The sequence below is a fragment of the Geobacillus kaustophilus genome, assembly GCF_000948285.1.
GTDB classification, from domain to species: Bacteria; Bacillota; Bacilli; order Bacillales; family Anoxybacillaceae; genus Geobacillus; species Geobacillus thermoleovorans_A.
This window is the reverse complement of the sequence record NZ_JYBP01000003.1, coordinates 1407922-1420176: the sequence shown is the minus strand read 5'-3', so window position 1 is coordinate 1420176 and position 12255 is coordinate 1407922. Positions and strand designations below refer to the sequence as shown.

The 12255-nt window shown below is 44.2% G+C and carries 9 protein-coding genes; all 9 read left to right on the top strand.

The window, feature by feature from the left end; all coding sequences use genetic code 11:
• Position 1 precedes the first annotated feature (1 nt).
• The 9 genes from araA (at position 2) to LG52_RS20515 (ending at position 12242) form a co-directional block, all read left to right on the top strand.
• On the top strand, positions 2-1492 hold the full coding sequence (gene araA, locus LG52_RS07525) for an L-arabinose isomerase (RefSeq protein WP_044731463.1): 1491 nt from the start codon (positions 2-4) through the stop codon (positions 1490-1492).
• Between the two features lie 112 nt (positions 1493-1604).
• Positions 1605-2906 (top strand): glycoside hydrolase family 27 protein, encoded by a 1302-nt coding sequence (locus tag LG52_RS07520; RefSeq protein ID WP_044731462.1) that lies wholly within the window; start codon positions 1605-1607, stop codon positions 2904-2906.
• Positions 2907-3033: 127 nt separating this feature from the next.
• Entirely contained in the window at positions 3034-3981 is a 948-nt protein-coding gene (locus LG52_RS07515; protein WP_044731461.1) for an arabinan endo-1,5-alpha-L-arabinosidase, read from the top strand.
• 330 nt (positions 3982-4311) lie between these two features.
• Positions 4312-5673 (top strand): ABC transporter substrate-binding protein, encoded by a 1362-nt coding sequence (locus tag LG52_RS07510; RefSeq protein WP_044733142.1) that lies wholly within the window; start codon positions 4312-4314, stop codon positions 5671-5673.
• Positions 5674-5746: 73 nt separating this feature from the next.
• A complete protein-coding gene (locus tag LG52_RS07505; RefSeq protein WP_082056140.1) occupies positions 5747-6685 on the top strand; it encodes a carbohydrate ABC transporter permease in 939 nt (312 codons plus the stop codon).
• 28 nt (positions 6686-6713) lie between these two features.
• A complete protein-coding gene (locus LG52_RS07500; protein ID WP_013523906.1) occupies positions 6714-7595 on the top strand; it encodes a carbohydrate ABC transporter permease in 882 nt (293 codons plus the stop codon).
• A gap of 29 nt (positions 7596-7624) precedes the next feature.
• A complete protein-coding gene (locus LG52_RS07495) occupies positions 7625-10171 on the top strand; it encodes a LamG-like jellyroll fold domain-containing protein (protein WP_044731460.1) in 2547 nt (848 codons plus the stop codon).
• 296 nt (positions 10172-10467) lie between these two features.
• Positions 10468-11955 carry an alpha-N-arabinofuranosidase gene (locus LG52_RS07490; RefSeq protein ID WP_044731459.1) on the top strand — a complete coding sequence of 496 codons (1488 nt, stop codon included), beginning with the start codon at positions 10468-10470 and terminating at the stop codon, positions 11953-11955.
• On the top strand, positions 11952-12242 hold the full coding sequence (locus LG52_RS20515) for a DUF6171 family protein (protein WP_020755791.1): 291 nt from the start codon (positions 11952-11954) through the stop codon (positions 12240-12242). Before LG52_RS07490 ends, LG52_RS20515 begins: the two co-directional genes overlap by 4 nt.
• Positions 12243-12255: the final 13 nt, after the last annotated feature.

The window sequence follows — 12255 nt, the reverse complement described above, 5'->3', positions numbered from 1 at the left end:
GATGCTGTCATTACGTCCTTATGAATTTTGGTTTGTAACGGGAAGCCAGCACTTGTACGGAGAAGAAGCATTAAAGCAAGTTGAAGAGCATTCAATGATGATTGTCAATGAGCTGAATCAAGATTCAGTGTTCCCGTTCCCACTTGTTTTCAAATCAGTTGTCACAACGCCAGAGGAAATTCGGCGCGTTTGCCTTGAGGCGAATGCGAGCGAACAATGCGCTGGGGTCATCACTTGGATGCATACATTCTCGCCAGCGAAGATGTGGATTGGCGGCCTTTTGGAGCTGCGAAAACCGTTATTGCATCTTCACACTCAATTTAACCGTGATATTCCGTGGGACAGCATCGATATGGACTTTATGAACTTAAACCAATCGGCTCACGGTGACCGGGAATACGGATTTATCGGCGCGAGAATGGGCGTGGTCCGGAAAGTGGTGGTCGGGCACTGGGAAGACCCAGAAGTCCGCGAGCGGCTGGCGAAATGGATGCGGACGGCTGTCGCGTTTGCGGAAAGCCGCAACCTAAAAGTGGCTCGTTTTGGCGACAACATGCGTGAAGTGGCTGTGACGGAAGGGGACAAAGTCGGAGCGCAAATTCAATTCGGCTGGTCGGTCAACGGCTATGGCATCGGGGATTTGGTGCAATACATCCGCGATGTTTCTGAACAAAAAGTGAACGAGTTGCTCGATGAATACGAGGAGCTGTACGACATTGTACCCGCCGGCCGCCAAGAAGGGCCCGTTCGCGAATCAATTCGTGAACAGGCGCGGATTGAACTCGGGCTGAAAGCCTTTTTGCAGGATGGGAACTTTACCGCTTTCACGACGACGTTCGAGGACTTGCATGGCATGAAGCAGCTTCCGGGGCTCGCGGTTCAGCGGTTGATGGCCGAAGGATATGGCTTTGGCGGCGAGGGCGATTGGAAAACAGCTGCTCTCGTCCGGTTGATGAAAGTCATGGCCGACGGCAAAGGAACGTCGTTTATGGAAGACTACACGTACCATTTTGAGCCAGGAAACGAACTCATTCTCGGCGCCCACATGTTGGAAGTATGCCCGACTATTGCAGCGACCCGGCCGCGAATCGAAGTCCATCCGCTTTCCATCGGTGGAAAAGAAGATCCGGCCCGTCTTGTGTTTGACGGCGGCGAGGGTGCAGCGGTCAATGCATCGTTGATCGATTTAGGGCACCGTTTCCGACTCATCGTCAATGAAGTCGATGCGGTAAAACCGGAACATAACATGCCGAAACTGCCAGTCGCCCGCATTTTATGGAAGCCGCGCCCGTCGCTGCGCGACTCGGCCGAAGCATGGATTTTAGCCGGCGGCGCCCACCATACGTGCTTCTCGTTTGCGGTCACAACGGAACAATTGCAAGACTTTGCGGAAATGGCCGGCATTGAATGCGTCGTGATCAATGAACATACGTCCGTCCCGTCCTTCAAAAATGAACTGAAATGGAACGAAGTGTTTTGGCGGGGGCGGTAAGATTTCACGTGCAGATCCGTAATATGACGTGACATCAGGGACATGGGCTGACTTGAGGGGAGGGCTCATGTCCTCTTATTCTAATAAGGATGTGCAGAGAGGAGATGCAAGTATGCATCACTATCAGTGGGCAAAAACTCCACCAATGGGATGGAATAGCTGGGATTGTTACGGGGCGTCAGTTACGGAAGATGAAGTAAAAGGGAATGCGGAATATATGGCAAAATACTTAAAACCATTTGGATGGGAATATGTTGTGGTCGATATTCAGTGGTATGAACCCGGCGCCAATTCGTCGATTTACCGTCCGTTTGTCCCATTAGAAATGGATGAATATTCACGTTTAATGCCGGCGGTAAATCGATTTCCATCAGCCAAGGGAGGAAAGGGATTTAAACCATTGGCCGATTACATCCACAATCTTGGATTAAAGTTTGGCATCCATATTATGCGGGGAATTCCACGTCAAGCTGTTCATCAAAATACGCCAATTTTGGGGACAAATGTAGGTGCACGCGATATTGCGGATACGAACTCAATTTGTCCTTGGAACACTGATATGTATGGAGTAGACCATCGAAAAGAAGGAGCTCAGGCTTATTACGATTCCTTATTTCAGCTTTATGCGCAATGGGGAGTCGATTTTGTAAAAGTCGATGATATTGCTGCATCAAAACTTTATGGTACCCATACGGAAGAAATCAAAATGATTCGTAAGGCAATTGATCGCTGCGGACGCCCTATGGTTCTTAGCCTGTCGCCTGGACCAGCTCCACTTGATCATGCTACGTTGTTTGTGGAAAATGCGAATATGCGGCGAATGACTGATGATTTCTGGGATCGATGGGAATTGCTTTATGATATGTTTGAGCGATGCTATAAATGGTGCAAGCTTGTTGGTCCAGGGCATTGGCCCGATGCGGATATGCTGCCATTAGGTCATATTGGCATTCGTTCGGTAGATGGCGGTGGTACCGACCGTATGACCCGATTTACCAAAGATGAACAGCGTACGATGATGACGTTATGGATAATTTTTCGATCTCCGCTGATGTTTGGCGGTGAATTAAGAGATAATGATGAGTGGACGCTTTCTCTTTTAACAAATGAAGAAGTATTACACGTTCATCAAAATGGCTACGGAGCACGGCAAGTATATCGGGAGAATGATCATGTCGTTTGGACTTCACAGGATGCTGAAGGAAATCAATTTGTCGCCATGTTTAACATTAGTGAAAAACGATCAGTTGTTTCTGTTTCTTTAAAAGATCTAGGATGTATGGAACCTATGAAGGCTAGGGATTTGTGGGCCAAAGAGGATCTAGGATTAGTTAAACATCAACTGGCATTTGAATTAGGTCCCCATCAGTCGATATTGGTGAAATTATCCCCAGCTGTAGGGAAGGGGTTATAGACTTTGTTTTTTTGATTCTTAAAGAATTGAGAAACTATGGCATGTTCCATCTCAGCAATGGTTTTGGGCTTAAAACAATATGTTATAAAGTTCTGAAAATAATCCAAATTAAAAGGAGACTAAGCAAATGGTTCATTTCCACCCCTTTGGCAATGTTAACTTTTACGAAATGGATTGGAGTCTTAAGGGAGATTTATGGGCTCATGATCCAGTCATCGCAAAAGAGGGAAGTCGATGGTATGTTTTTCACACCGGGAGCGGCATTCAAATCAAAACATCTGAAGATGGGGTTCATTGGGAGAATATGGGCTGGGTATTTCCATCGTTGCCGGATTGGTGCAAGCAGTATGTTCCAGAAAAAGACGAAGATCATTTATGGGCGCCCGATATATGTTTTTATAACGGAATTTACTATCTGTATTATTCAGTCTCTACCTTTGGAAAAAACACATCGGTGATTGGATTGGCGACCAATCGGACCCTTGACCCGCGAGATCCTGACTATGAATGGAAAGACATGGGTCCCGTTATTCATTCAACGGCTTCCGATAACTATAATGCGATAGATCCGAATGTAGTTTTTGATCAGGAAGGGCAACCTTGGTTAAGTTTCGGTTCTTTTTGGTCGGGAATTCAGTTGATTCAGCTTGACACTGAAACAATGAAACCTGCCGCGCAGGCCGAGTTGCTGACGATTGCCAGCAGGGGTGAGGAGCCTAATGCGATCGAAGCCCCTTTTATCGTGTGCCGGAACGGATATTATTATTTGTTTGTATCATTTGATTTTTGCTGCCGCGGTATTGAAAGCACGTATAAAATCGCCGTTGGTAGGTCAAAGGACATTACAGGGCCATACGTAGACAAAAATGGTGTATCGATGATGCAGGGAGGCGGCACGATTCTTGACGAAGGGAACGACCGTTGGATAGGACCAGGGCATTGCGCCGTTTATTTCTCGGGGGTTTCCGCCATTCTTGTAAACCATGCGTACGACGCTCTCAAAAACGGAGAGCCAACGTTGCAAATCCGGCCTTTGTATTGGGATGATGAAGGGTGGCCGTATTTGTCAGTTTGAAGGCAGAGAAAACATATGAGAGAGGATTTGCTTCCATTCAAAAAAACAACCGGTATTTAAAGGGATTTATGAAAGAATACATTTTATGAACGGATGGGATCAAAGAATGTAATAATATGTACGAACAAATTAAGTAAAATAAGGTGAAACTTTAAAAAATTCATTGACATGTACGAACAATTAGATTAATATGTAATTGAATAAAGAATGCGCTTACATATTTAGGAGGGGGGGCTCATTATTTTAAGAAATATGAAGGTGTTTTGTTCGTACATTTGGATTGGCGTGAAGTATGGCTGCAAATGAGTATGACGAAGGGGGATTTGGATGATGAGGACGAAAAAAATGAAAACGCTTTTTCTTGCTCTAGCGTTTGCCGTGATTTCTGCTTTAGTAGGGTGTTCGGACAAAAACGCATCTGTCGGCAATGGCAATGGGGAAAAAATAGAACTGACGTTTATGTTTAGGGGACAGCCCCAAGAGCAAACAGCTTATAAGAACGTAGTGAAAAAATTCGAAGAAAAACATCCGAATGTAAAAGTAAATATTGTTGTTACGTCGCCAGATCAATATGCTACGAAACTACGGGCTGCGATCGCGGGAAGAAAAATACCTGATGTGTTTTATTTCAACCCCGGAGAACTTCGCGCTTATGTGAATTCCAATGTACTATTAGACATCACAAAATATGTAGAAAACTCAAAAGGTGTTAATCTCCAAGATATTTGGGAAAAAGGGGTAAATAAATATCGATTTGATGGAGAAAAGGTCGGTCAGGGAAATCTTTATGGGCTGCCGAAAGATTTAGGACCGTTTGCACTCGGGTACAATAAAACAATGTTTGAAAAAGCAGGGATTCCTCTTCCAGATAAAGATAAACCATATACATGGCAAGAATTTATTGATGTTTGTAAGAAACTAACCAAAGACACGAATGGCGATGGGAAGCTCGACCAATGGGGAACAGGTTTAAATGCCACATGGACGTTGCAAGCGTTTGTTTGGAGCAATGGTGCCGATTGGATTGATGAAAGCAAAACGAAAGTTACCGTTGACGATCCGAAATTTATAGAAGCCCTCCAATTCTTTGCTGACATGCAGAATAAATATAAGGTCACCCCATCGATTGCGGAGGCGCAGACATTGGATACGTATCAACGCTGGTTGAGAGGGCAACTTGGCTTTTTCCCTGTAGGTCCTTGGGATTTAGCTGCTTTTGACCAACAAATCAAATTTGAGTATGATTTGATTCCATGGCCTGCAGGTTCGACTGGCAAACCGGCTACTTGGGTTGGGTCGCTTGGAATCGGGGTGTCAAGCATGACCAAGCATCCAAAAGAGGCAGTAGAGTTAGCATTATATTTGTCCGCTGATCCAGAGGGACAGAAAGCGCTTGTTGACCAGCGTGTACAGTTGCCGAACTCTGTGAAAGTAGCTGAAGAGTGGGCAAAAGATCCTTCCATTAAGCCGGCAAACAAGCAGGAATTTTTGGATATCATTAATAATTATGGGCGTTCATTTCCGACAGAATATACGTACAACGGTGAATGGTACGACGAGTTTTATCGCAATCTGCAACCAGTTTTAGATGGAAAAATGTCCGCTGAAGAGTACGTAAAGAAAGCAAAGCCGAAAATGCAAAAGCTGTTGGATCAGGCAATCGAACAAGAAAAACAAGCAAGCAAAAAATGACAATTGTTCAAGAGAAAACAGGTGAATACCGGTGTTGTGCCAATAACACCGGTATTTGTTTATTAGCCTGCGGATGAAATACTCTTATGATATTGAAGGAGGGGAGAGGCGTGAAGCGGAGAAGAAGCCACCAATCGTCCTTGTATCGAAAGGAAAAATTTATGCATACTTGTTTATTTCCGCTCCGGTGATAGGATTCCTTGTTTTTACTTTTGTTCCATCTCTCTACTCTTTATATGGGGCATTTACCGATTGGAACGGGCTTGGGCAAATGAATTTTATAGGGCTGGACAATTTTAAAGCCTTGTTTAAAGATGAATATTTTTACAAAGCTATGTATAACACGATTTTTATGATGATTGGCATCCCTATCGGTGTGGTGCTGTCTCTTCTGCTGGCCTTGGCACTGAATAGAGGGGTTCCTGGAACCAATGTCTTTCGCGTGATTTATTATATTCCTGTTATTTCTTCAATTGCTGCGATATCCATATTGTGGCAATGGGCGTATAATGGGGATTATGGATTAGTTAATCAGTTTTTAGGTTTTTTTGGCATCAAAGGGCCTAACTGGCTTCAGAATGTTCACACTGTCAAACCTGCGTTAATTATTATGGCCGTTTGGAAAGGATTAGGGTATACTATGTTGCTTTATTTGGCTGCTTTGCAAAGCGTGCCAAAAACGTTTTATGAAGCGGCAAAGCTGGATGGGGCTAACGCGTTGCAATCTTTTTGGTATATTACGCTGCCGATGGTGAAGCCCGTAACCTTCTTTATTATTGTCACCTCAGTAATTGGTGGGGCGCAAATTTTTACGGAAATTGACGTGATGACGCCAAACGGAGGACCGGAGTTTAGCTCGGCCTCGATTGTTTGGTATATTTGGCAAAAAGCGTTTGGGAATTTCCAATTAGGATATGCATCCGCTATGGCTGTAATCCTCGGAATCTTTATATTTATCGTCACGTATATTCAATTTCGGTTGAATGAGCGGTCAAGATTTGATATGGATTAATGCATTTTCTTATTAGGAGAGGATCGTTATGGAAGCAGTTGTGCAAAAAAATGCGAAACTTAATGTAAATACGGTGGCGAAAAAAAACCGCATCATCAACTTAGTGCTTTTCTTCCTTTTATCTGTGGGAGCCGTTTTTATGATCGCGCCCTTGCTCTGGATGGTATCGACGTCCTTGAAAGATAAGCAGGATGTATTTTCTTTGCCGCCAAAGTGGATTCCGGAAACGATACATTTTGAAAAATATATCGAGATATGGGAAAAAGGTCCTTTGCTTTCGGGGATGATCAATAGCTTGATTGTCGCTGTCACGGTAACGGTAGTCGGAACATTTACTTCCAGTTTAGCGGCATTTGCATTTGCCAAGTTGCGATTCCCTGGAAGAAATAAAATTTTTCTTTTATTGTTGACTTCAATGATGATTCCTTATCCAGTGGTTATGATTCCGCAGTTTATCATGTTTTCTAGCCTTGAGTGGACGGATACGCTATTGCCATTAATTGTTCCAGGATTGTTTGGAAATATTATGATGATTTTTTTTCTCAGACAATATTTAAGCAGCATACCTGATTCCATTATTGAAGCGGCAAAAATTGATGGATGTTCATATTTCCAAATTTATTATAAAATTGTTCTCCCTTTAATTCGGCCGGCTGTTGCTGCACAATTGATTTTATGGTTTATGGGGATATGGAATGACTATTTAGCGCCTATTATTTATCTGAATTCTCCGGAAAAGCAAACATTGCAATTGGTGATTGCTAGCTTTAACGCCAATTTTGCAATTCAAAGTGACTATCCGTTAATTATGGCGGCTTCCGTAGTCGCTCTGTTGCCTATGATTATTGTGTTTGTCATCTTCCAAAAACAAATTATTGAATCGATTGCTATTTCAGGGATTAAAGGATAGAGGTTTAGCATGAAAAAGGGGTGCTTAGGATGAAAAGGAGAAGTTTGAAAGGAATCGCTCTGTTTCTTTTAATTGTTGCCGTATGTTTGTCCAGCGCAACGCTAGGGAGGGGAGAAGAGAAGCATACAGGAGAGAATGTCCGGCAAAATCAAAAGGTAAAGGATCCCCAATTTACAAATGTATCTGTCCATGATCCATCGATTGTGAAAGACGGTGATACGTATTACATTTTTGGTTCCCATATTGAGGCCGCCAAGTCAAAAGATTTAATGAATTGGGAGAAGTTTACTAATGGCTACACAACACCAAATAATAAGCTATATGGCGATTTATCAAAGAATTTGGCTGGTTCGTTTAAATGGGCGGGCGAAAATGATGCCGACAGCAAGGGCGGTTTTGCGGTTTGGGCTCCGGATGTTTTTTGGAACAAAGACTATATCAATGAAGACGGCACAAAAGGAGCCTATATGATTTATTACTCGGTTTCGTCCACTTACATTCGGTCAGCCATCGGATATGCGGTGTCTAAGCATATCGAAGGCCCATATAAGTATGTGGATACAATTGTATATTCCGGATTTACTAAAGAGGAAGCGTATGATGCCAACAGCAAAATCAATAAAAAATGGACGAATACGAATATTCCTAAATTGATCGAGCAAGGAAAATTGAAAGGGGTGCGGGCCGATTGGTTTCATAATGATGGATCGTATAATAATCGAGACTTTCCTAACGCTATTGACCCCAATTTGTTCTATGATGAGAAAGGGAACCTTTGGATGGCTTACGGATCATGGTCTGGCGGTATTTTTGTCCTGCCGATGGACAAAACGACTGGCAAGCCGATCTATCCTGGCAAAGATGGAAAAACTCCCGATGGACGGCTTGTTGACCGATATTTCGGCATAAAGATCGCGGGCGGGTATTATCAATCAGGAGAAGGGACGTACATCGTCTACGATAAAAATACAGACTATTATTATTTGTATGTCACATACGGTTGGTTAGGAGCGGACGGCGGCTATAACATGAGACAGTTTCGGTCAACTAGCCCGACAGGACCTTACGTAGATGCAAAGGGGCAAAGTGCCGTTTTGCCCGGAGAAGTTGATAACTCCCCTTATGGCAATAAAATTATGGGGAACTTCTTATTCGAACGAAAAGTAGGGGATCCTGGGACGGGAATCGGCGTAGGGTATGTCTCTCCGGGGCATAACTCTGTTTATTTGGACCGCAAAACTGGCCAGCAATTTTTAGTTTTTCATACTCGTTTTCCGCAATCGGGTGAGTATCATGAAGTCCGGGTCCATCAAATGTTTATGAATAAAAATGGATGGCCGGTTGTAGCTCCATATCGGTATGCAGGCGAAAAGCTTGAAAAAGTCAACAAGCAAGATGTTGTTGGGGAATATCAATTGATCAATCACGGGAAAGACTATTCGGCTGACATAAAAAAGCAAATATTTGTACGCTTGAACAGAAATAACACCATTTCCGGGGATGCCACTGGGACGTGGAGAAAAATCGGACATAATCAAGCAGAAATCACAATCGATGGAGAAACGTATGACGGGGTATTTGTACGTCAATGGGATCCCACTTCCAAACGTTATGTCATGGCCTTTACCGCTCTTTCAAATGAAGGTGTCTCGATCTGGGGGAGCAAACTGGCTGATAAAACAGATGAGGAAATTGTAGAGGATGTCGCGAGTGACTTGGATCTTGGTGATACCGATCACGTGGTTTCCAACTTACATCTTCCCACCGAGGGAACAAGGCATACGGTAATTTCGTGGACCACTTCGGACGCAAAGGTGGTTTCCGAGACGGGAGTCGTTCATCGTCCGGAAGTCGGCTCAGCCCCTGTTACGGCTACCCTTACGGCGACGATTACGAAAGGAGATGCCACAGCGACGAAAGTGTTTCACATTACTGTACTGCCCTACGAGGAAGCGAAGTTAACTGCGCATTACAGTTTTGATAACAATGACTTAAGAGATAGTACGGGCAATTTTGGACCAGGTACGATTACTGGCAATAGAATCGATAACGAGGGCGGCACGATCGCTTATGCAGACGGCAAGATCGGGAAAGCGGCCGTATTGAACGGACAATCTGGCATCCGCTTGCCGGACGGTTTGGTCTCAAGCAACCAATATTCGGTGTCACTTTGGGTGAAACCGGAACAATTAACCACGCATACGACAACTTTCTTTGGCGCCAAGGATCCTAACCATTGGGTAAGCCTCGTTCCGCAAGGTTGGGACGGCAATACGATGCTATGGTCAGGAAGCTCGCCATGGTATGATGGTCGAACTTTTTGGAAAATCCCAACGGGTCAGTGGACACATTTAGCGTTCTCGGTCGATAACGGCGCGGTTAAAGTTTATATAAACGGCGTGGAAAAATTCAGCGGCACAAACTTTCCAGATGTCTTCACCGGCGCAAACGCAAGCTTCGCTCTAGGGGTAAACTGGTGGGATCCTCCATTCAAAGGATTGATTGACGAACTGCGCATTTACGAGGGCACGTTAACTCCTTCCCAAGTGACTGACTTGGCGCAAACGAGTGAATAAATCAGAGAAGTCCCCTTGGCTTTTTCCAAGGGTGCTCGCATCTCCATCGATGGATAGGGCGGCAAAGCAGAGGTGTTGCGAACGATTCGAAAATTTTGAAAGCCCCCTTGAAAAAAAGAAAGGTTGTGATACAATCGAATTGAAATTTATACGTACAAATATACCTTAACTTTGTTTAATGTCTTCTATAGTACGTACAAATTATAATCTGACACTGGTGAAGCAAATGTCTACATAACATTAATGAAAGGAATGGGAGAGGTATTGTGAGAAACAGAGCGGTAATAAACGTCGACATGCCAAAAGGAACCATCAACAAGAACATTTACGGCCATTTTGCGGAACATCTTGGGCGTTGCATTTATGAAGGAATTTGGGTCGGAGAAGACTCTCCGATTCCGAATACAAATGGGATTCGCAACGATGTATTGCAAGCGTTGAAAAACATAAAAGTTCCGGTTCTACGGTGGCCGGGCGGCTGCTTTGCGGATGAGTACCATTGGAAGGATGGGGTTGGCCCAAGGGAGCAGCGCAAAAAAATGATTAACACCCATTGGGGAGGGGTGATTGAGAACAATCATTTCGGCACTCACGAGTTTATGATGTTATGCGAAATGCTTGAATGCGAGCCTTATATTTGCGGCAATGTAGGCAGCGGCACGGTTCAAGAGATGTCAGAATGGATTGAGTATATGACATTTGATGGAGAATCGCCAATGGCGAATTGGCGCAAGGAGAATGGGCGGGAGAAGCCGTGGAAGTTGAAATATTTCGGGGTCGGGAATGAAAACTGGGGCTGCGGAGGGAATATGCGCCCTGAATATTACGCCGACCTGTATCGCCGCTATCAAACATATGTCAGAAATTACGGGGACAATCAAATTTATAAAATTGCCTGTGGTGCGAATGTAGATGACTATTACTGGACAGAAGTTTTAATGAAAAATGCCGGCCGCTTTATGGATGGGTTGAGCCTTCATTATTATACAATTCCTGGGGACTTTTGGCTCGGGAAAGGCTCCGCCACGGATTTTACAGAAGATGAGTGGTTTATTACATTGAAAAAAGCATTATATATAGATGAATTGATTACGAGGCATAGCACGATTATGGATAAGTACGATCCGGAAAAGCGCGTCGGGCTCATTGTGGATGAATGGGGAACGTGGTATGACGTAGAACCGGGCACGAATCCGGGATTCTTATATCAACAAAATACAATCCGTGATGCGCTTGTCGCAGCTCTCCATTTTCATATTTTCCATAACCATTGTGATCGAGTGCGAATGGCGAATATCGCGCAAACGGTTAACGTCTTGCAAGCGGTCATTTTGACAAGAGGGGAACAAATGATTCTCACGCCTACGTATCATGTGTTTGACATGTATAAGGTTCACCAAGATGCCGAGTTGTTGGCAATAGAGTCTTCATGTGCCGAGTATGAGCATCGCGGGGAAACGTTGCCGCAAGTAAGCATCACTGCATCCAAGAACGGGGAAGGAACTGTCCATATCAGTTTATGCAATATTGATCATCGAAATGAGGCGGTAGTAGATTTAGAGTTTCGTGGAGACAGCCTCGCACGCAAGCAAGTATTCGGCACGATGTTAACAGCGAATGAGATGAATGCCCATAATACATTTGAAAAGCCGGATGCAGTGAAGCCCGAACCGTTCCGTCAAATAGAGCTCGGCCAACATACACTGATGGCCAAACTTCCGCCCATGTCTGTCGTCACTTTAGCGATTGTTGAAAATAAAACGGCTTTGATTGAACGACAATGAAGACAAAGGCGGCGGAAAATATGGAAGAAAAAAATTGGTGCCAAGACTGCGCGGGCAGCGTCATCGTTACACGGGAAATGATGGATCCGCTCATTGAACAAATTGATCGTTCAGCACTCGTTTCCGATGACGTATATGAGAAAAGGATCAATATATGCAGAAGTTGTTCCTCTCTCCAATATGGCACAACTTGCGCCTATAGCGGGTATCTTGTCCATTACCAGGCAAAATGGAGGCGGGAATGTTGCCCGTTTCCGGGAAGGGCGAAATGGGGAAGGGAAGAATAGATTGACAAGTTGA

Coding starts and splice junctions, on each gene's coding strand:
- LG52_RS07510 (WP_044733142.1), top strand. CDS start 4,312: ATGAGGACGAAAAAAATGAAAACGCTTTTTCTTGCTCTAGCGTTTGCC.
- LG52_RS07505 (WP_082056140.1), top strand. CDS start 5,747: ATGAAATACTCTTATGATATTGAAGGAGGGGAGAGGCGTGAAGCGGAG.
- LG52_RS07495 (WP_044731460.1), top strand. CDS start 7,625: ATGAAAAGGAGAAGTTTGAAAGGAATCGCTCTGTTTCTTTTAATTGTT.
- LG52_RS07515 (WP_044731461.1), top strand. CDS start 3,034: ATGGTTCATTTCCACCCCTTTGGCAATGTTAACTTTTACGAAATGGAT.
- araA (WP_044731463.1), top strand. CDS start 2: ATGCTGTCATTACGTCCTTATGAATTTTGGTTTGTAACGGGAAGCCAG.
- LG52_RS07500 (WP_013523906.1), top strand. CDS start 6,714: ATGGAAGCAGTTGTGCAAAAAAATGCGAAACTTAATGTAAATACGGTG.
- LG52_RS07490 (WP_044731459.1), top strand. CDS start 10,468: ATGCCAAAAGGAACCATCAACAAGAACATTTACGGCCATTTTGCGGAA.
- LG52_RS20515 (WP_020755791.1), top strand. CDS start 11,952: ATGAAGACAAAGGCGGCGGAAAATATGGAAGAAAAAAATTGGTGCCAA.
- LG52_RS07520 (WP_044731462.1), top strand. CDS start 1,605: ATGCATCACTATCAGTGGGCAAAAACTCCACCAATGGGATGGAATAGC.